At 63.8% G+C, this 20,784-nt stretch carries 17 protein-coding genes; 15 read left to right on the forward strand and 2 right to left on the reverse strand.

What is annotated here, in order from left to right; genetic code table 11:
* Positions 1 to 32: 32 nt before the first annotated feature.
* Together ACFQU1_RS08950 and ACFQU1_RS08955 are read right to left on the reverse strand one after the other, a co-directional pair.
* Positions 33 to 1,916: a TRAP transporter large permease subunit gene (locus tag ACFQU1_RS08950; protein WP_378131449.1), complete on the reverse strand. Its 1,884-nt coding sequence runs from the start codon at positions 1,914 to 1,916 to the stop codon at positions 33 to 35.
* Between the two features lie 345 nt (positions 1,917 to 2,261).
* Entirely contained in the window at positions 2,262 to 3,239 is a 978-nt protein-coding gene (locus tag ACFQU1_RS08955) for a peptidyl-alpha-hydroxyglycine alpha-amidating lyase family protein (RefSeq protein ID WP_378131451.1), read from the reverse strand.
* Positions 3,240 to 3,535: 296 nt separating this feature from the next.
* Between ACFQU1_RS08955 and ACFQU1_RS08960 the strand changes: the two genes are divergently transcribed.
* The 15 genes from ACFQU1_RS08960 to ACFQU1_RS09030 all read left to right on the forward strand — a co-directional run bounded on the left by ACFQU1_RS08960 (position 3,536) and on the right by ACFQU1_RS09030 (position 19,680).
* The gene (locus ACFQU1_RS08960) at positions 3,536 to 4,474 is read left to right on the forward strand and encodes a LysR family transcriptional regulator (protein ID WP_378131453.1); all 939 of its coding nucleotides are present in this window, start codon (positions 3,536 to 3,538) and stop codon (positions 4,472 to 4,474) included.
* A gap of 413 nt (positions 4,475 to 4,887) precedes the next feature.
* Entirely contained in the window at positions 4,888 to 5,862 is a 975-nt protein-coding gene (locus ACFQU1_RS08965) for a Bug family tripartite tricarboxylate transporter substrate binding protein (RefSeq protein WP_378131455.1), read from the forward strand.
* A 147-nt stretch (positions 5,863 to 6,009) separates the two neighbouring features.
* Complete coding sequence (locus ACFQU1_RS08970; protein ID WP_378131457.1) at positions 6,010 to 6,453, forward strand: tripartite tricarboxylate transporter TctB family protein; 444 nt, start codon at positions 6,010 to 6,012, stop codon at positions 6,451 to 6,453.
* 18 nt (positions 6,454 to 6,471) lie between these two features.
* Positions 6,472 to 7,977 (forward strand): tripartite tricarboxylate transporter permease, encoded by a 1,506-nt coding sequence (locus ACFQU1_RS08975; protein WP_378131459.1) that lies wholly within the window; start codon positions 6,472 to 6,474, stop codon positions 7,975 to 7,977.
* A 318-nt stretch (positions 7,978 to 8,295) separates the two neighbouring features.
* Complete coding sequence (locus ACFQU1_RS08980) at positions 8,296 to 9,444, forward strand: mandelate racemase/muconate lactonizing enzyme family protein (RefSeq protein WP_378131461.1); 1,149 nt, start codon at positions 8,296 to 8,298, stop codon at positions 9,442 to 9,444.
* Between the two features lie 30 nt (positions 9,445 to 9,474).
* Entirely contained in the window at positions 9,475 to 10,461 is a 987-nt protein-coding gene (locus tag ACFQU1_RS08985; protein ID WP_378131463.1) for a peptidyl-alpha-hydroxyglycine alpha-amidating lyase family protein, read from the forward strand.
* A 43-nt stretch (positions 10,462 to 10,504) separates the two neighbouring features.
* Positions 10,505 to 11,275: a Crp/Fnr family transcriptional regulator gene (locus ACFQU1_RS08990; protein WP_378131465.1), complete on the forward strand. Its 771-nt coding sequence runs from the start codon at positions 10,505 to 10,507 to the stop codon at positions 11,273 to 11,275.
* A gap of 201 nt (positions 11,276 to 11,476) precedes the next feature.
* Complete coding sequence (locus ACFQU1_RS08995) at positions 11,477 to 12,442, forward strand: Bug family tripartite tricarboxylate transporter substrate binding protein (protein WP_378131467.1); 966 nt, start codon at positions 11,477 to 11,479, stop codon at positions 12,440 to 12,442.
* A 61-nt stretch (positions 12,443 to 12,503) separates the two neighbouring features.
* Positions 12,504 to 12,968, forward strand: coding sequence for a tripartite tricarboxylate transporter TctB family protein (locus ACFQU1_RS09000; protein WP_378131469.1), 465 nt, complete (start codon positions 12,504 to 12,506; stop codon positions 12,966 to 12,968).
* Between the two features lie 19 nt (positions 12,969 to 12,987).
* Positions 12,988 to 14,505 (forward strand): tripartite tricarboxylate transporter permease, encoded by a 1,518-nt coding sequence (locus ACFQU1_RS09005; RefSeq protein WP_378131471.1) that lies wholly within the window; start codon positions 12,988 to 12,990, stop codon positions 14,503 to 14,505.
* Positions 14,502 to 15,671, forward strand: coding sequence for an alpha-hydroxy acid oxidase (locus ACFQU1_RS09010; RefSeq protein WP_378131473.1), 1,170 nt, complete (start codon positions 14,502 to 14,504; stop codon positions 15,669 to 15,671). Before ACFQU1_RS09005 ends, ACFQU1_RS09010 begins: the two co-directional genes overlap by 4 nt.
* Positions 15,668 to 16,717 carry a 2-hydroxyacid dehydrogenase gene (locus ACFQU1_RS09015; protein ID WP_378131475.1) on the forward strand — a complete coding sequence of 350 codons (1,050 nt, stop codon included), beginning with the start codon at positions 15,668 to 15,670 and terminating at the stop codon, positions 16,715 to 16,717. Before ACFQU1_RS09010 ends, ACFQU1_RS09015 begins: the two co-directional genes overlap by 4 nt.
* Complete coding sequence (locus ACFQU1_RS09020) at positions 16,714 to 17,862, forward strand: mandelate racemase/muconate lactonizing enzyme family protein (protein WP_378131477.1); 1,149 nt, start codon at positions 16,714 to 16,716, stop codon at positions 17,860 to 17,862. The genes ACFQU1_RS09015 and ACFQU1_RS09020 overlap by 4 nt, the downstream gene beginning before the upstream one ends.
* A gap of 23 nt (positions 17,863 to 17,885) precedes the next feature.
* Entirely contained in the window at positions 17,886 to 18,806 is a 921-nt protein-coding gene (locus ACFQU1_RS09025; RefSeq protein ID WP_378131644.1) for an SMP-30/gluconolactonase/LRE family protein, read from the forward strand.
* 109 nt (positions 18,807 to 18,915) lie between these two features.
* Positions 18,916 to 19,680, forward strand: coding sequence for an SDR family NAD(P)-dependent oxidoreductase (locus ACFQU1_RS09030; protein WP_378131479.1), 765 nt, complete (start codon positions 18,916 to 18,918; stop codon positions 19,678 to 19,680).
* Positions 19,681 to 20,784: the final 1,104 nt, after the last annotated feature.

Raw genomic sequence — 20,784 nt, forward strand, 5'->3', positions numbered from 1 at the left:
CATGTATCTCAAGGTAAGAATTCTTGCGACTTCTAGAGAAAAGCCGTCGATATCCAAGGTATCGCGGCGATCGCAACGAGCGCGGCCACGAGCGCCAGAATATACCGGCCGATGAACTGCAGCCCCTCGTCGGGCGTGGCGCCGCCGATCGCACAGGCAACGTAATAGCCGACGCCGAAGGGCGGCGAGAAAAGGCCGATGCCCATGCTGAAGACCGCGACCATGGCATAGTGGATGTCGTTGATGCCGACCTGATGCGCGACGGGGAAAAGAAGCGGCCCCATCAGCACAATGGCCGGGATACCCTCGAGCACGCTGCCGAGAACGATGAAGATCAGCGCGGACACCGCGAGAAACGTGCTGGCGCCGCCCGGCAGGCCGATGATCGCCTGCGCCAGGCCACGCGATATGCCCGACTGCGTGATGGCCCAGGCCATGCTGGTCGCCGTTCCGACGATGAGGAGAATGGCGCCGGACAAGGTCGCTGTCTGGACGAGCATGGGCCAGATCCGGCGCCAATCGAACTGCCGGTAGATGGCGAAGCCGACCACCACCGAATAGGCGATGCCGATCGTGGCGACCTCCGTTGCCGTGGCGATGCCTTCGACGATCGAGAACCGAATGACGAAGGGCAGCGCAAGCGCCGGCAGCGAAACAACAAAGCTCTTGCGAATTGCCGCGCCCCCGGCCCGGGGCAGGACCTTCGCATCGCCGTCTCGACGTGAGCGGAACCAGATGACGGCGCAGAGGAAGAAGGCGCCGACGACACCCGGCAGCAATCCACCATTGAACAGCGCCGCAATCGACATGCCGGTCACCGAACCGATCGTGATCAGGATCAGGCTCGGCGGGATAGTTTCCGTCTGCGCGCCGGTCGCGGCAAGCAGAGCGACGAGATCGCCCCGGGGAATGCCGCGCTTTTCCATCTCGGGGAAGAGAACCGGCGCAATCGCGGCCATATCGGCGGCCTTTGAGCCGGAGATTCCGGAGACGAGATACATTGCGCCGACGAGCACATAGGAGAGCCCGCCCTTCACATGGCCCAGGAGATTGGCGAGAAAGGTGACCATGGCCGCCGCCATCCCCGTCATCTCGATCAGCAGGCCGAGGAAGACGAACAGCGGAATCGACAAGAGGATGGGATGCGCCATGCCGGCATCCATGCGCGCAATGAGAATGGTCAATGGTATGGGCGTGGACAAGGCGAGATAGCCGAGCGTCGCCAAGCCGAAGGAAAAGGCGATCGGAATGCCGGCAAGAACTGCCACGCCGGCAATGCCGACGAAGAAGATCAGCAGGTTGAGATTGCCGAGGCCGCGCAGAAACGGCCCTGCCCAAGCGGCTGCGCCGACGAGGAGCACCAGGCCGCCGAACACCAGCGCATCGGCAATGGCCGGCCGACGGCGTAGCGACAACACCATCGAGACGAGCATAAGCGCGACGCCGACGGGCATGGCCGCTGCCCGCCACAGCATGGAACCATCCATGGTCGAGAGGGACACCACCTGCTCCTCGAGCGCGTAGTCGACAGCAGGCATCAAGATCAAGGCAAGCAGCAGGAAGCAGCCCAGCCCCGAGGCCAGATCGAGACAATGCCTGACGCCACCGGACGTGCGGCTACGCAAGGCGGTCATCCGCATATTGCCTTCCCGACGCAGGGCGAGCACAGCGCCCAACATCGCGAGCCAGAGAAACAGCACCGACGCGAGTTCATCAGCCCAGACGAGCGGATTATGAAACATATAGCGGGCGATCACGCCCGCCAGAAGGAGCACGATCTCGACCGCAAGCAGAACCGCCGCGATCGCCTCGACCGCACCTCCGATGACGCGATCCACGCGCCCCAGCCAACGGATCGACGCGGGAGAATCTGCCGCATCAGGCGGCGGATAGGCTGCGATTGTCGATTCAGCCATGATGCGACTGCCGAGAGGGTCGCGCTGTTCTGCTTTTATGCGATAAGTTGTCGCGGATAGGCTTCAAATATTCATTGCCGCAAGCGCTAAGGCACTCGCCCGATTCCAGTAATCTGATCACGTTTCCACCCCGTTTCAATGAGACTAGCAAAATGTCCATAGGGGCGGAAATCGATTGTTCGGCCGAATTATGAAAGGAACTATCTATCAGGTGACACCGAGCACAATATGCGAAACCTGCGCGAACACGCGCGAGCTGCGAATCGGCGCGGGGCCAGACCCCGGCTCATCCGCGCAGCGGCTTTCGCCGCCCCGTACTGTCGTTCGACGATTGTTCTGTATCGGCTAAGACGTCGTTCCTGCAGGAACTTTCACGAATTTCTCGATGCTTCTGAGTTTCTTCGGCAAGGGCTCGCCGGGGAACAGCGATGGCCAGCCGGTAACCGCGACCTGGCCGATATAGAGGTCGCCGCGGGAATCGACCGCGACCGAATGCGGCGAGAGAAATTTACCCGGCCGGTTGCCGGCGAGCGGATCCTCACCGAGGCGCGCAAGTACATTGCCCTTGTTGTCGAGGATCGACACGCGCGGCCCGAGATTAGGGGCACCGCGATTGAAGCTCCAATAGGGCCCGATCTCGCCGACATAGCAAATGGGACAGCGGCCGCGCGGCATGAAGAGGCCGTTCGGACGGTGGATATTGCGCCATTCCGTTTCATAGCGGCCATTGCCGTCGAACACCTGGATGCGATGGTTCTCGCGATCGGCCACATAGACCCAGCCGTCCTCGTCGCAGGTGATGTTGTGCGGCAGGTTGAATTCGCCCGGCCCCATGCCCGATTGTCCCCAGGACATGAGATGCTTGCCATCGGGTGAAAACTTGTGGACGCAAGCATTGCTGTATCCGTCCGTGACATAGATGTCGCCGTTGGGCGCAAGCGCCGTGTGCGTGCACCGGTTGAAGGGGCGACCGCTCATGAAGGGCTGCGGCTCGTGCGGGATGCCGATCTCGAGCAGCACCTTTCCGTCCAAGCTGCATTTGCGGACCGTGTGATCCCCGTCGTCCGTGCAGTAGATCGTATCGTCTGGGCCCATCGAGACGCCATGGGCGTGCGTGAAGATGTCTTCGCCCCAGGACGTCAGAAAGTTTCCATCGCGATCGAAAACGATCATCGGGTGCTCGGACCGGTTGAAAACATAGACCCGGTCTTGCATGTCCGTGCCGACAGCCGCGACATCGCCGAGCAACCAGCCATCCGGCAGTTGCGCCCAGTTCTCGCAGACACGATAGGTGAAGTCTCCGGACCCGACGATGACACCCATGATCGCCCCACAAGGACAGCATTGCGCATGGCGAAAGCCTAAAGCCCAACGGCCCGGTCCCTGCTCGCCATTCGACGCGCCACTGGGCTAGCAGAGCGCGGGCGCTGTTGCTGTCCGACAGCCGACATTTCCTGTCTCGCTGCACGGGGGGGCGGAGCCGCCGTGCCGGCGGCGGCTCTGCGAACCACTGTCGCTGGGCTGCGGGAGGCATTAACGTCGATCGAGGCCGGATCCATACGGCAGCATCGACGGAGACGGAGGCGGAGGACTTCCGCCGATCCCGCGGAGGTTTTTCATTGCGCGACAGTCGCCAACACCTCACCTCAGCGATGGTGCAGAACGTGACCTTGCCGCAAATCCGGGCTTTCGAACGCACGGTGCGGCTGGGTGGCGTCCATGCGGCGGCGCGCCACCTCGGGCTGACCCAGCCCGCGGTGTCCCAGCGGATTCGCGAGCTCGAGCGGACCTTGAACGCGCAGCTCTTCATTCGCCAGGGCCGGTCGCTGCAGATCAGCCCGGAGGGCGCCGCGCTGCTCGTCTATGCCGACCAGCTCTTGAGCACGGCCGAGGAAATGGCGCTGCGCATCGGCACTGGCGACCCGCTCAAGGGCGTGTTGCGGCTCGGCGTCAGCAAGAGCTTTTCCGCGATTTGTCTGCCCATTCTGGTGAAGCGCCTGACCGCCCGTTATGAATCGCTGCGGATCGCCGTTCATGTCGGCGACAGCAGCTCCATCAATGAATTGCTCAACAACTACAACCTCGATCTCGCCATTACGTCCGAATACAACATGGCTCCCGATGTCCGGAAGGAACCGGTCGGCACCAATGTGCACGGGTGGTTTTCGGCGCGCGACTATTCCATCGACAAGAAGAACCTCAACCCTGGCGACGTCAGCCGCCACCATCTCATCATCACGCCGCCGCCGTCGCGGCATAACACGAGCGTGATGCAGTGGCTCCGGCGCGCCAACGCGACGCCTCGCCATCTCAGTACCTGCGACGATCTATCGGCGACCATCGGCATGATCCTGGGCGGCATCGGCATCGGCTTCGTGCCGACCCGCATCATACGCGATCACGTGGAGCAGGGCTTGGCGCGCCAGCTCGTGGTGACACCATCGATCCCGGCTTATGAGGTGTGGATCTGCTACCAGGTCGAGGAATTGGGGCCTGGTCTTCGCGACGTGGTCGACCTCGTTCATCAGGTGGTGACCGAGACCGAGCTCTACATCTGACCGCATGCGCGGTGGTGCTCGTTCGGCGCCAACATACCTGGTCGGCGGCACCGCGCGGAACGGCAGCCGTCAGCACAGCCTCGCGCCACCCTCCATGACTAGGCGAAGACGATCCTCCACCCGCGAGCCATTCTTGTCCTGACTTCACACCGCACGGAACTCGATATTGGCGAGAGCGCGCGCAAGCTTCCACATGTATCTTCCGCCGACTACTTGGATCAATTCATCGCATAGTTTTTGACTCGCATACTGATAACATTTTTTTATCATAAGTGGGGAAAATTACTGATTGGACGCACTGGAAGGCGGCTGATACCACTGTCAATAAGGCGCATCGGGGCAACAGGTCACCGGAAAAATGCGTCTCATTAATCAGGGCAGGACAAAAGAACCTGCAAAGACGGGAGGATTCCATGCTCAAGACGTCGATCGGCATGTTGCTCACGCTCGGAGCGCTGCTCTCATCTGCTCCGTCCTTCGCCGAGACGGCCTATCCGACACAGACGATCCGCATCGTCGTTCCCTTCACACCGGGCGGCGGAACGGATCTCACCGCCAGGATCGTGGCGGATCAACTCAGCAAATCTCTGGGCCAGAGCGTCGTGGTGGAGAACAGGCCGGGCGCCGCGTCCCAGCTCGGCATCTCCTATGTGGCGAAAGCGCGCCCGGACGGCTACACGCTTCTGTGGACCTCCGCCGACGGCATTTCCGTTCTGCCGGCCGTGAAGGTAAACCTTCCCTACAAAATCCCGGACAGCCTGGCCTTCGTCACCTCCTTTGCATCCTTCCCGCTGATCCTGGGTGTTTCGAGCAAGCTCCCCATCAACACGATGCAGGAGTTCATCGCCTATGCCAAAGCCCACCCGGGCCAGTTGCACTACTCGAGCTCCGGAACGGGCGGCGGCGGACATCTCCAGCCGGCCTACATGGCCAAGGTTCTCGGCCTCGACATGGTGCATGTGCCGTTCGAAAGCGCGGCGCCGGCCGTGGTGGCGGTTGCCGGCGGGCATGCCGAATTCACCAATGTCGCACCCTCCACGGTAGGTCCCTATCTGACCGCCGGCACGGTCCGCGCGATCGCCACGACGGGCCGGAACCGGACGAGCATGCTGCCCGACCTCCCGACGATGACGGAACTGGGATATCCGCAGCTCACCGAAGACTTCTTCTACGGCATGTATGCCCCGGCCGGTACGCCGCCGGACATCATCAAGAAGCTGCAGGAAGCGGTCCAGGCCGTCCTGCGGGCTCCTGGAACCACGGAGAAGCTTCATTCGCTGGGTCTCGAGCCGCTCGATCTCTCCTCGGACGAGTTCAAGGACTTCGTGATCAAGGACCTGAACCGCTGGACGGAGATCGCGAAGGCCATCGACTTCCATCTGGACTAGCGACCGCCGTGCAGAATGCCGCCTGCGCATAGGATCGAGTCTCCTCTGCGATGCGCAGCCGAAGGCTCGAAGGCAGCCTTCGGCGGATGACCTTTGGCAGGCACTTTCTGCAAGTGACATTCGGCCTCTGATCTCAGGGAGGAAGATATGCTTCGCGTCGCCGATGCCAGGAAGTTCTGGTCGGGCCTTCTGTTCGCCGCGATAGGCGCTATCGCGCTCGTGGCACTGCCGCGCCCCATCGGATCCCTCATCAGCATGGGGCCTGGCTATTTCCCGATGCTGCTCGGCTCCGGGCTCATTCTCATCGGCCTTCTGTCGGTCGGTCTCAGCATGACCGCAACGGAGGGCGACGGGATCGAGATCATCTCCCTCAAACCGACGCTGTTCATCATCGGCGGAATCGTCGCCATGGCCGTTCTCATCGAGCCTGCCGGCCTTGCCGCATCGCTGCTCGCGATGGTGCTCGGCACCTGCCATGCCCGCCTCCGGCAGCATCCGCTGGAGATCGCGATCATCTATCTCGTGGTGCTGGCGCTGTCATGGGTGGTCTTCATCCACTTCATGCAGCTGCCGCTCAAGCTCTTTTGGTAGGAAGGGGAAGCCCCGACGATGGACCTTGTCCAGAGCCTGATCATGGGGTTTCAGGTTGCCCTGACCCCCGAGAACCTTCTGTTCTGCCTCATCGGCGCGACCGTCGGAACCGCGGTCGGCGTGCTGCCCGGCATCGGTCCGGTCACGACGATCGCCATGCTGATACCGCTGACCTTCCACATGCCGGCGGTCGGCGCGCTGATCATGCTCGCCGGCATCTATTACGGCGCGAACCACGCGGGCGCGACGACCTCGATCATGCTCAACATGCCGGGCGAGCCGAGCGCGGTGGTCACCTGCCTCGACGGCTATCCCTTGGCGCGCAAGGGCCGTGCCGGCGCGGCGCTCGCCATGTCGGCGATCGCCTCGTTCTGTGCGGGATGCGTCGCCTTCATGATCGTCGCGGCTCTCTCGCCGCAACTGTCGAACATCGCGCTTCTATTCGGCCCGACGGAATATTTCGCGACGATCGTCATGGCCCTGCTTATGGCCTCGGCGCTCACGGACGACAGCCTGCTCACGACACTCGGCCTGTGCATGATCGGCCTGCTGCTCGGCACAATGGGGACCGATCTCACCTCCGGCGATGCGCGCTATTCCTTCGGCATGCCGTCGCTCGAAGACGGGATCGACTTCGTGGCGGTCGCCGTCGGGCTCTATGCACTGACCGAAATCATCGAGTATTCCGGAACACATGCGAAGCGCCCCAAGGTCGCTTTCAAGCTGAGCGGGCTGATCCCGACGCGCGACGACCTCAGCCGCTCCTGGCGGCCCATCCTGCGCGGCACGACGCTCGGCTCGATCTTCGGCATTTTCCCCGGCACCGGGCCAATGCTCAGCTCCTTCGTGGGCTATGCCCTGGAAAAGCGCATGGCCAAAGACCCCTCGCGCTTCGGCAAGGGAGCCATGGAAGGCGTCGTCGGCCCGGAAGCCGCTGCCAATGCCGCCGCAATCACCCATTTCATCCCCATGCTGACGCTCGGCATTCCGGCCGGCGCGACCATGGCCATCATGCTGGGCGCCCTGCAGATCCAGGGGATCGCGCCCGGCCCGGGGGTGATGACGCAACATCCCGATCTCTTCTGGGGGCTGATCGCCAGCATGTGGGTCGGCAATCTCATGCTGCTCGTCCTCAATCTGCCGCTGATCGGCGTCTGGGTCCGCCTGCTCGGCATGCCCTTCCAGATGCTCTATCCGGCCATCATCGCCTTCTCGTGCCTGGGCGTCTTCAGCATCAAGAATTCGTCCTTCGACATCTTCCTCGCCGCCTTGCTCGGCGTCTTCGGCGTCGTGCTGCGGATCCTGAAGTGCAATCCGGCGCCGCTCATTCTGGCCGTCATTCTCGAGCCGATGCTGGAGCAGAACTTCCGCCGGTCGCTCCTTCTGTCGAATGGGGACGTGACCGTCTTCGTGACGAGCCCGATCAGCCTTGCGATACTGTCCGGTACCGTTCTCGTGCTGATCTATTTCAAGCTCAAACGCCGGGTCATCTTGGGAGACGTCAAGACGTCGGAGCTCATCTGAGAAAAGGCGGCTCGACGCCGCCATCCGTCGGCCGCCGCTACGCCCGGCTGCGGCGTCGGACGAGAGGAACACAACGATGTAGCGGACAAGACGTCGGGCACAACCGCGCCCGGCGAACGGAGCTTGCTGTCGGCGCAGGCGGACATCAGCCCGCGCTCGGCAGAGATCCTGGGATCTTGTGCATGCCAGTCAGCGCCTCACAGGTGCTGAACCAGGATGCGCCGGGCCCGACGGCGATGCGATCACGCCGATCGATTGATCGTCATATCGAATGACGCAGCGCCGCCAAGGGCGGCAGACGCGAGAGGACGCTGGGCCATGAAGATTACCGATATCGTCGTCCATCCCTTGGCGGCGGATCACGACTTCGTATCCTGGACGGCGCACGAGCCGTTCGGCCGTTCCTATCTCACCCTGGTCGAGATCAGAACCGACGAAGGCATCGTCGGCATCGGCGAGGTCGCCAGCGGCCCGCAGCCGATCGTCTGCGAGATGCTGTCGCTGATCGCGCCGGCCATCATAGGCATGGATCCATGCGGCCATGCGGAGATCTGGCAGCGCCTGATGTCCATCACCTGTCCCCGGCCGGGCGGCATCGGCGGCTGGGACGGCTTGCCGTCGCCGCTCGCACGCCATCTCCGGCCGCAGTTCCTGGCGGCTATGGCGGGCATCGACATCGCGCTCTGGGACATCAAGGGCAAGGCCGTCGGCCTGCCGGTCTTTCGGCTTCTCGGCGGCACGCGCACGGATGTGTTCACCTATTCGGTCGGCGGCATGTATCGCGAGGACAAGCCGATGCTCGCCTGCGCGGACGAGCTCGCCCGCTTCGTCGAGCAGGGATATCGCGCGGTCAAGCTCAAGTCCGGCGCGCTTTCGCTGAAGGACGAGGTGGCACGCGTTCGCGCAGTGCGCGAGGCCATCGGGCCGGACATCCTGCTGATGGTCGACACCAATGCGGCCTATGACGTGACCGCCGCCATCGAATACGCCAAGGCGATCGCGCCTTTCGACATCTGCTGGTTCGAAGAGCCGCTGCATTGGTATCTGCAGCCCGCCGATTTCGTCCGGCTGGCGCAGGCGAGCCCGATCCCGCTGTCGCACGGCGAGCGCGAAATGCATCGCTTCACGACGCGTGATTTCGTCGATTCCGGCGCCATTCGCTATCTGCAGTTCGACTCGGCGCGTTTCGGCGGCATCACCGAGGGCCTGCGCGTCGGCCTCTATGCGGAACAGAAGGGCGTGCTCGTGCAGCCGCATTCCTGGCCGCATCTGCATGCCCATCTCGTCTCGGCGCTGGGGGATGCCTCCTTCGGCGCCGAATGCGTCGGCGATCCGCGGATGCATCCGGTCCACCACCACATCTTCAGCGGCGGCGCCTATTACAAGGACGGGCGTGTCCATCTCACGGAAGAGCCGGGCTTCGGCCTCGAAGTCGACTGGAAAGAAGTCAAGGCCCTGACCGTCTGACGGCGACATTTCGGAATCGAGGAGAACACCATGGCTGTCATCATGGGCAGTGGCGACTATACCTTCCGGGTCGAGGAACAATGGCCCAAGCTTCCGCCGGATGTCGCCCTCGGCGACGTCTCGGCAGTGGCCGTCGACGACAAGGATCGCGTTTATCTTTTCAATCGCGGTCCTAATCCGATGGTCATCGTGGATACCGCCGGGAATTTTGTCGATACCTGGGGCCAGGATATCTTCAAGGACGCGCACGGCGTCTATGTGGGGCCCGACGGCTATATCTACTGCACGGACTGGGGCGACCATACGGTTCGCAGATGCACGCCGGACGGCAAGGTCCTCATGACGCTCGGCACGCCGAACGAGCCTGCGCCCTACATGAGCGGCAGACCGTTCAACCGCTGCACCCAGACCGTGCTGTCGCCGGACATGGATTATCTCTATGTCACCGACGGCTATGGCAATGCCAAGGTGCACAAGTTCACGCGCGACGGCAAATACGTCACGTCCTGGGGCGAATCCGGATCGGGACCGGGCGAGTTCAATCTTCCGCATGCGATCTGCTGCGACAAGGATGGCTTCTTCTATGTCGCCGATCGCGAGAACCATCGCATTCAGATCTTCGACGGCAACGGCCGCTTCGAAGCGCAAATCAATAACCTGCACCGGCCGGGCGGCCTGTATCTCATGGAGAGCGCCGGCGAGACCGTCTGCTATGTCGGCGAACTCGGCCCCTTCTACAGCTTCAACCGGCGTGCGCCCAATCTCGGGCCGCGCATCAGCATCATGACGCCCGACGGCAAGCCTCTCGGGAGGCTTGCGGGCGATCCGCCCTATGGCAATGCGCCGGGGCAGTTCTTGTCGACGCATTCGGTCGCGCTCGATTCGCGCGGCAACATCTATGTCGGGCAGGTCGGCATGAATTCCTGGCCGGCGCTTTTCCCCGGCGAGCCCATCCCGGAGGATCTCTGCCAGGTGCGCAAGCTCGTGCGTGTGGGCGCGGGCGCACAGGCAGCATGACCTCGCCGTTCCGCAGATGAAGCAGCGTCGTCGGGAGATGCACGTGGACCAGAATAAACTCAGCGACCGTTTCCGCGCCAATGACCAACGCTTTCCCAAGCTTCTCGAACTCCTGAACACCGAAGACAGAGACTTCTTGCTGTCGCATTCGGTCGAGAAGTCGGTCGCGAAGGGGCAGGCGCTCTACCACCAGGGAGATTCATCGGACAATCTCTTCATCCTCAAGAGCGGCGCGGTCAAAGTGCACTACATCACCGACAACGGCAGCTCGCTTACCACCTCCTATTATCGCGAAGGCATGCTCTTCGGCGCCCATGGCTGCACGGAATGGGCGGGTGGTCACTCCTGGTCGGCGCAGGCGCTCGTCGACAGCCGCCTGCTATGGATACGACGCTCCAAATATCTTGAACTCGTCGAGCGCTCGCCTGAAGCGCTACGCTCGGTGCTCGCCGTATCCGAATTCAAGGGAGCGCTGCTCAGGACGATCATTCGCATTCTGGCGGAACCGGCGCTGGAGCGGCGGATCGTCATGGCGCTGCGCCACCTCGGCGAGCTGTACGGCATTCGGCGGGGCGACGAAATCGAGATCGACGGCCGCTTCACCCATCAGGAGATTGCCGAAATGGTGGGCGCCTCCCGGCAAAGCGTGACGACGCTGCTCGCCGCCCTCGATACGTCTGATTACATCCGCCGCGAGGGCCGACGCATATTCGTCCGGGCCTCCCGAGAGGCCGGCGCAATCGACGGCCGGTCCACAGCGCTCACAGGCGTCGTCGCTCCACGCCGGGCGGCCGCATCTGTGGCGCTTCATTGAGGCAATGCCGCCGATCTCGCGGCCGTTCCGCGGGAAATCGTGGGAACTGTCGGATAGGCGACAATGCAACCTCCATGCTTGTCATAAAATCGGAGGTGACTTGCCCGCCTGTCCGATGAGCGAAGGCAGCACAGATCCCGGCACGCAGAGCCAGGGCATGCGTGTCCCTTCGGCGCGAATGAAGAAAACAGGGAGGAATGAATGAGCTGGGTGACGACAATTTCACGCGCCGTTGCGGCGGTGGCGATCAGCGCGCTGCCCTTGGTCGCATCTGCGGCGGATTACCCGACGAAGCCGATCCGCTGGATCATTCCCTATAATCCGGGCGGCGCAACGGACGCCTCGGCGCGCATCCTGCAGATCGCCATCGAACAGAACAAGTTCCTCCCGCAGCCGATCGCTCCCGTCAATGTGGCCGGTGCCGGCGGTTCGATCGGCGCGCGCCAGGTCAAGGACGCACCGCCGGACGGTTATACGATCCTGATCCACCAGTCGGCCATGTTGATCCAGGAGGCCGCCGGGCTCAGCGACTTCGGATACCGGGATTTTGAGCCGGTCATCTCCATCAATACCCAGTGCATGGCGGCAGCGGTCGGCGACGGCAGCCCCTATACATCCTACAAGGAGTTGATGGACGCGGCCGTCGCCAAGCCGGACTCGATCATCTGGGGCGGCAATATCGGCAGCGCCAATCACATGGCCATCGCCATGATGGAAGGCGGGAGCCCCGGCGCCCGCTTCAAGAAAGTGCAGCTAGGCGGGGCGGCCGAGAGCTTTGCCGGGATCAAGGGCAATATCATCAATGTCGGCAATTTCGGTGTCGGCGAGATCGTCGCCTTCCGTGGCGGCGGCCTGAGGCCGCTCGCGCTGCTGGGTGAGAAACGCGATCCGGCGATCCCCGACGTGCCGACCGCCAAGGAACTCGGATACAACGCCGTCTTCTGCAACGAGCACAATCTCTACGCCCCGAAAGGCACGCCGCCGGAGCGGATCGCCATCCTCGCGGAGGCCTTCAAGAAGGCCCTCGGCACCGATGTCGTGCAGAAGGAATTCCGCGAAAAGCTCGGCATGTCCCTGGACATCCGAACCGGCCAGGAGCTCAAGGACCATCTCGCCGCCGAGCTCACCCGCCTGAAGCCGATGACGGCGGGCATGAAGCCCAATTGACCCGGCCGAAAGACGAACGAGCGGACGGGATCGATCAGCCGAGAATGCAGGAGGACGAGGCTTGAGAAAAAATTTCGGAAGTACCTGCGCCATTCTTGCGATCATGGTGGCGGCTGCGATGATCTACTGGGATTCGCTCGGGCTGCGGGCGGGCCTCTACGACCCGCTCGGATCCGGCACCATGCCGCGGATCGTCGCCAGCGCTATCATCGTGCTGTCGCTCGTCGCGCTGCTCCAGACCTTCCTGGCACGCACGCCGGTCAGGGTCTCCGAACCGGAGGACACCTCCTTCGCGCCGCGGCCCTGGCTCGCCGTGTCGATCTTCGGCTATCTCGTCATCTGCGTCGTTCTGCTCCATGCGCGCCTGCCGTTCGGACTGTCGAGCACGCTCTTCCTGTTCGTGTCCGCACTGTCGATCAGGCGCTTCGAGAAATCCGCCATCTTGCCCGCCGCCGTCTGCGCGGTGGTGGTGGGATATGGACTGACCTACCTCTTCGGCGCCGTCTTCGGCGTCGACTTGCCGTAAGCGAGAGCTGCGCGTCCACATGGAAGGGTTCCTTCACGCTTCACTCGCCGTCATGTCGCCCGGGACGATCCTCTTCCTCATCGGGGGGACCGTTCTCGGCGTCGTTCTCGGCGCGATCCCCGGTGTGACGGGCGCCATGGGCATCGCCCTGGTGCTGCCCTTGACCTTCTACATGACGGTCAACAACGCGCTCACGCTCATGGTGTCGATGTATGTCGGAGCCATCGCCGGCGGACTCGTCACAGCGATCCTGCTGCGCATCCCCGGCGAGCCGTCCTCGATCGTGACGACTTTCGACGGCCATCCCATGGCGCGTAACGGCGAGCCGGGGCGCGCGCTCGGCTATGCGATCGGCGCCTCGCTTTTCGGCGGGCTCGTCTCCTGGGTCGCGCTCGTGACGCTCACCTATCCCCTCTCCGAAATCGCGGTGAGGCTCAGGCCTTTTGACATCCTGGCGCTCGTCATGATGGCCCTGGTGCTCATCGCCGCGCTCGGCCAAGGCTCGATCATCAAGGGCCTGATTTCGGGGCTGCTCGGCATTCTCGTGTCGATGCCGGGGACCGATCCGTCCACCGGCGGCCTCCGGCTCACCTTCGGCTTCCATGACCTCGACGCGGGCTTCTCCACCTTGTCCGTGCTCGTCGGCGCCTATGCCGTGGCGCAAGTCCTGTCCGACACCATCGCGGTCGACCGCAAAGCCGAGGCGGTCGAGATGAAGGCCGGCAAGATGTGGATCAGCCTGCGCGAGTGGAAAGCGCAGTGGTGGAACCTCGTACGGTCCTCGTTCATCGGCACCTGGGTCGGCATCATGCCGGGCATCGGCGGCACCGTCGGTTCGCTCGTCGCCTATACCGTAGCGAAGACCACCTCCAAGACCCCGGAAAAGTTCGGCACCGGCCATCCCGACGGGATTGTCGCGTCCGAATGCGGGAACAATGCCACCGTCGGCGGCGCGCTCGTGCCGCTCATCGCCATGGGCATTCCCGGCAGCGTGACGGATGTCTTCCTGTTGGCGGCGCTGGTCATCCACGGGCTGCAGCCCGGTCCGCTGCTCTTCACCCAGCGGCCGGACATCGCCTATGTCATCTTCGCCGCCTGTCTTCTATCCCATTTCGTGCTGTTCATCGTCATGACGGCGGGCATTCGCTATCTCGTCAAGATGATGACTGTGCCCGTTTGGTATTTGCTCCCGATCATCCTGGTGTTCTGCTTGATCGGCGTCTTCGCCGAGAACAACCGCGTCTTCGACGTCTTCGTCATGCTCGGCTTCGCCGTCGTCGGCTTCTCCATGGAGAAGACAGGCTTTTCACTCGGTGCCTTCGTCATCGGCTTTGTTCTCGGCCCGATCGCGGAGCGGAGCTTGCGCGCCGGGCTCACCTTGTCCGACGGATCCTATCTCGATCTTCTCATGCATCCGATCTCGGGAACCTGCTTCCTGCTTTCGATTGCCATGTTCATCTGGTCACTGCGCTCCCAGCACCGGCTGAACCAGCGCGCCATGGCTACCGCCGCGCCGTCTGAGGCGGCAGCTCGATGACACGGCTCGATCGCTGCTACGATCTGGCGGACATGCGCAACGCTGCCCGCCGGCATCTGCCCAAGGGCGTCTTCGAATTCATCGACCGCGGCGCTGAGCGGGAGCTCGCGCTGGACGAGAATATCAAGGCCTTCGAGCGGCTCAAGCTGCGCACGAAGTTCCTCGTCGATCTCAGCGAGCGCGACATGGGCACGGAGATTTTCGGCAAGCGCATCGCCTTTCCGCTCGCCATCGCGCCGACCGGCATCGCGGGCTTGTGCTGGTATCAAGGAGAGCTGGCGCTGGCGCGGGCGGCGGCCGCGGCGGGCGTTCCCTTCACGCTCGCAGCGACCTCGATCACCTCGATGGAGACGATCGCGCGCAAGGCGGGCGGGCGGCTCTGGTTCCAGTTCTACATGTGGAAGGAAGAGGACCTCTCGCTCGAGATGGTCGCCCGCGCCCGCGATCTCGGCTACGAAGCCCTGTTCATCACGGTGGATACGGCGCTCGGCCGCACGCGCGAATACAACGACCGCAACGGCTTCACCGACCCCATCTCGCTCAACGCGCGCTTCCTCACCGACATGGCGCTCCACCCGCGCTGGGTCGCCGGCGTCATCGGGCGCTATGTCATGAACGGCGGCATGCCGCGGCATGAGAACTATCCGAAGAAATACCGGCACCGCATCACCCGCGGGCGCGCCGACGAGGCACCGCAGAACAGCCAGGCAGTCACCTGGGAGCATATCGCGCGCGTCCGGCAGCTCTGGCCCGGCCCGCTCGTCGTCAAGGGCATATTGACTGGCGAGGACGCCCGGCGCGCGGTCGACAACGGGGCGGACGGCGTCGTCGTCTCCAACCACGGCGGGCGGGCGCTCGACAGCGCCGCCGCGACCATCGACATGCTGCCGGAGGTCGTCGCCGCGGTCGGTGGCAAGGCCACGATCTTCCTCGACAGCGGCGTGCGGCACGGCAGCGACATCGCCAAGGCGGTCGCGCTCGGCGCCCATGCGGTGCTCGTCGGCCGCGCCACGCTCTACGGCATCGGGGCCGCCGGCCAAGCCGGTGCCGAGAAGGTGCTGAGCCTCTTCGCCACACAGTTCGAGAAGAACATGGGCTATCTCGGCTGCCGCCGCGTGTCAGAGCTGAGCCCTGCCATCTTCGCCGCCACGAAGGCCTCGCCATGACGGAGACACCAATCCCAGCCGCCGAGGCCCGCCTGCGTGTCGCCTGTCTCGGCTTCGTCTTCGATCCGGCCGCGCAGGCGGTGATCAACAGAGTCGCGCCGCCGAATTTCCAGCTGAGCTATGCCGAACGACCGCAGGACATGACCGAGGCCATGCTCACGGACAGCGACATGCTGCTCGTCGTGGCGCCGGTTACGGATGACATGCTGGCGCGTGCGCCGCGGCTGCGCTTCATTCAGAAATGGGGCACAGGCTACGAGAAGATCGACGTCGCGGCTGCCGCGCGGCGTGGCATCACGGTCGCCATTACCGCCGGCGCCAATGCCGAGACGATCGCCGAACATGCCGTGACGCTGATGCTGACGGTGTTGCGGCGGATCGTGGTCGCCGACCGGGCCGTGCGGGACGGACGCTGGATCCCCGCCGAATTGCGGCCGGTGTCCCAGCGGCTCTATGGCAAGACCGTCGGCATTGTCGGCTTCGGCAATATCGGCAAGGCCGTTACCCGGCTTCTTGCGGGCTTCGGGACCACCGTTCTCTACACGAAGCGCGGCGGGCCCGTGCCGGACGAGGCGGCGCTCGGCGCCTCCTTCGCACCCCTGCCGGAGCTTCTTTCGCGCAGCGATATCGTGACGCTGCACTGCCCCGGCGGTGCCGCCAACCGGCATTTGATCGGCCGGGCCGAGATCGAGGCAATGAAGCCCGGCGCGGTGCTCATCAACGTTGCGCGCGGCGAACTCGTCGTGGAGGAGGCGCTCGTCGCGGCGCTGCAGAGCGGCCATCTCTCCGGCGCCGGGCTCGACGTCTTCGCCGAAGAACCTCTGCCGCCGGGCTCGCCCCTGCGCGCCTTCGACAACGTGGTGCTCACCCCGCATTCCGCGGGCAGCCTCATGGAGGATGTGGCCCTCATGGCGCGCCATGCCTTCGAGAACATGCTGCGCTTTTCGCGTGGCGAGAGCATCAGGCCCGCCGATCTCATCTCGGCACCGCCAGGGTCGCCAGCCGCATCGGCCGCCAGCCCCCCGTCGCGAGAGGTTCTCCCGTGAAGATTACCGAGATCCTGTTCCATCCCCTGTCGGTCGACTTCGGCAAAGTGTCCTGGACGGCGCACGAGCCCTTCCGGCGCGCGCAGCTCATCCTCGTCGAACTGCGCACCGACGAGGGCCTCGTCGGCATCGGCGAGATCTCATCGGGGCCGCAGCCCATCGTCTGCCGGATGCTGGAGATGATCGTGCCGGCGCTCATCGGCATGGATCCTCTCGGGCACGAGGCGATCTGGCGAAAGATGCTGTCGATCACCTGCCCGCGGCCCGGCGGGCTCGGCGACTGGGACGGCCTGCCGGCGCCCTTGCCACGGCACGAGCGCCCGCAATTCATGGCGGCGATGGCCGGCATCGACATCGCCCTATGGGACATCAAGGGGAAGACGGCCAATCTGCCCGTCTTTCGCCTCCTCGGCGGCACGCGCACCGATGTCTTCACCTATGCGGTCGGTGGGTTCTACAGCGAAGGCGAGCCGATGCTCGCCTGCGCCGGCGAGCTCGCGGATTTCGTGGCGCGGGGCTTTCGCGCCGTCAAGCTGAAGACCGGCGCACTCGGCCTTGCTGGGGAAGTCGAACGCGTGCGCGCCGTGCGCGAGGCGATCGGTCCCGACATCCTCCTGATGCTCGACCTCAATGCGCCCTTCGGCGTGGAGGACTGCATCGAATTTTCGCGCGCCGTCGCGCCTTACGACATCTTCTGGCTGGAGGAGCCGCTGCATTGGTACTTGCAGCCGGCAGATTTCGCGCGGCTTGCCGCCGCGACCGACATCCCCCTCGCCCATGCCGAGCGCGAGTGGCACCGCTTTGCGGTGCGTGACTTCATCGATTCGGGTGCCATCCGCTACGTGCAGTTCGACTGCACGCGCTATGCGGGCTTCAGCGAGGCGCTGCGCATCGCCCAATACGCCGAGACGAAGAACGTCATGGTCGCCCCGCATACGGCCGCCCATCTCCACGCGCATCTCGTCTCGGCCTTCGGCGACGCGGCCTTTGCGGCGGAATCGGTGGGGCGCGACGATATGCACCCCGTTCACCACCGTATCTTCCATGGCGGCGCCGGCTATCGTGACGGCCGCGTGTATCTGAGTGAAGAACCCGGATTCGGGCTCGAAGTCGATTGGCAGGCGGTCGCAGCGCTCAAGGGCTAGCGACGGCATGGATGGAAGCGCTGATTATGGAACGACGCGTTATTGCAACGGATCTGCTTTTCCCCGAAGGGCCGGTTTATTGTCCCGACGGCACGGTTCTGTTTGTCGAGATTGAACGCCGCACGGTGAGCCGCGCTCACCCGGACGGGCGGGTCGAGATCGTCGCCGCGCTGCCCGGAGGGCCCAACGGCCTTGCGGTTGGGCCGGACGGTGCCCTCTACATCTGCAACAACGGCGGCTTCCTCTTCCGCAGGGTCGCTGGTTTCAACCGCACACGCCCGGGCGTGCCCGAGGGCTATGCCGGCGGATGGATCGAACGCCTCGATCCCGGCACCGGCGAGCGTCGCGTGCTCTACGACCGCTGCGGCGACTTTCCGCTCGTCGGCCCGAACGATCTTGTCTTCGACGGCCAGGGGGACTTCTACTTTACGGATTTCGGCAAGATCTATCCGCGCATGCGCGTCAATGGCGGCCTCTACTATGCCAAAGCCGACGGCTCGCATATCGTCGAGGTCGCCTATCCGCTGCTCACGCCGAACGGCGTCGGCCTCTCGCCGGATGGATCCATCGTCTATGTGGCGGAAACCGAAACGGGGCGGCTCTGGGCCTTCGATCTGGAAGAGCCGGGCGTTGCCAAGCAGCAGCCGTTCCCGTCGCCCCACGGCGGACGTCTCGTCTGTGGCCTGCCGGGCTACCAGCGTCTCGACAGCCTGGCGCTCGACGCCGACGGCAATATCTGCGTGGCGACGCTGATTGCCGGCTGCATCACCGTGATCAGCCCCTCCGGCGAGGTCCTGCGGCAGGTCGAAACCGGCGATCCGATCACCACCAATATCGCCTTCGGCGGCGCCGATCTGCGCACGGCCTACGTGACGCTGTCGGGCATCGGCCAGCTCATCGCGATGGACTGGCCGAATGCCGGCCTGCGCGTGCCTCACGGTTAGTGCCGAACCAAGCTACCCTGCAGGTCGGAAGAAGATCCTGCTGGGTCAATCTTAAATCCTCTCCAGCAGCCGCCCGCGACATTATTCGCGACATCCATCGAGGTGAGCCATGATACTCGACGACCTGAAGGGCAAACGCGTTCTCGTCACGGGCGGCAGCTCGGGCATCGGCGCCGCCGTGGTGCTCGGCTTCGCCGAACATGGCGCGGATGTCGCGATCCACTATAACAGGGGCGAGGCTGCGGCCCGCGACCTCGCCGCCAAGGCGGCCGCTCACGACATCAAGGCGGTCGTCGTCGCGGGCGATCTCCGCGACCCGGCAGAGGCCACTGCCCTGGTGCAACAGGCGGCGAAGGAACTCGGCGGCCTCGACGTGCTCGTCAACAACGCGGGCGGCATGGTGGAAGCGGTCAAGATCGCGACCTATGACGACCGCGTCTTCACCGAGGTCATGGACCTCAATGTGCGCTCGATCCTCGCCGTCACGCGCGCGGCGCTACCCTATCTCCAGGCATCCGGCGAAGGGGCGATCATCAACACCGGCTCGATCGCCGGGCGCAACGGCGGCCAGCCTGGCTCGGCGCTCTATGCCGCCACGAAGGCCGCGGTTCATTCGCTGACCAAGGGCATGGCCAATGAATTCGCGCCCGACAACATCCGCGCCAATGCGGTTGCGCCGGGCCTCATCGTGACGCCCTTCCACGCGCAGACGCCACAGGAACGGCTGGACGCCGTGCGCCTGTCGATTCCGCTGCGCCGTCTCGGCACCGCCGAGGACTGCGTCGGCGCATGCCTTTTCCTCGCCTCGTCGCGCATGAGCGGCTATGTGACCGGCCAGACGATCGACGTGAACGGCGGCCGGCTAATGCCGTGAGCCGGACGCCAGCCCTTTCGGTGCGCCATGATCAGGCGCACCGATAACCAAAAGTAATCAGACGCCGACATTATTATCGATTACCCGCCGCAATAGTTGGTCTGCTAACCTTTGGCAATTGTTCAAGTGACTCGGCCCCGCGTACGGAATGCGAACTGGGGTCAATGAGAAAACATAAAGCAAAACATTATCAGGGAGACGATGAGGCTGGGGGCAGTGCTCATCACGTTCAGAGAAGCGATCCCCCTTTTTGCGACCGATGCCGCCTCGCCAATGGATGATTTTTTGGCTGATCCCGACAGGCCTGACCCTCGGTCAGCAGCATTGTCGCAGCCGCTCCCATGGTGATGCGGCGTCGTCTTAGCGCGATAGTAGTTGCGTTCATTGGCGAGGTCGGGCTGCGCCCACATGTATCGGCCATTGCGGTTCCCGAGAGTTCGACAACGACGACGGCTTCAAATCCCACATCGGCAGGTGCAATGCGGGGACGGAACGTGTCAGGACTGGGTCTTGCCCCAGGTCTTTCGATATTCCTGTTCGTAACCGTTGGCAGGGGCCCGCGCTCTGATTAGCCTGAAGTTCCCGGCGATCATCAGCATTTCTTTGGGATTCGCTTCATGCTGGATCGGAACGATGGTCGGCGGTCGCTCGGACGCAAAACCTACCAACGCGTGGTCAAGACCGAGTTGGAGTCCTTTTGGACGAGATTCTTGCCGATCCCGTGCCCATCTGATCGACACCGACGAGACCACCTTCGTTTGACTGCGCTGATCCTTTGGGCTGCGTCGTTCGAGGCAATCCACCGCCGATTGGTGTTCGACAACGGCAACCGCGCCGAAAGAAGAAGCTTCCGGCCGCTTTCGTCAATAGCCGTACGGAGGGCGGGCTCGCAACAGCTTATAACCCGACCGCGGTCGTCCATACCGCAGGTTGCACATTCGTGAGAATTTATGGCATAAATTGCTCATATTTGGACAATCTTGCTCGCCGGAGCCGCCACTTGAGTCTGCCGTCACCGCCTCGCGTGCTACGCCGCCGGGTACTGAATCACGGCGGGAGCTTTTCCAGCGTACGAGATCGGGGCAACCGGAGGGTATCGCTCGA

Origin of the sequence: Chelatococcus sp. GCM10030263, from assembly GCF_042666455.1 — a bacterium.
Lineage (GTDB): Bacteria > Pseudomonadota > Alphaproteobacteria > Rhizobiales > Beijerinckiaceae > Chelatococcus.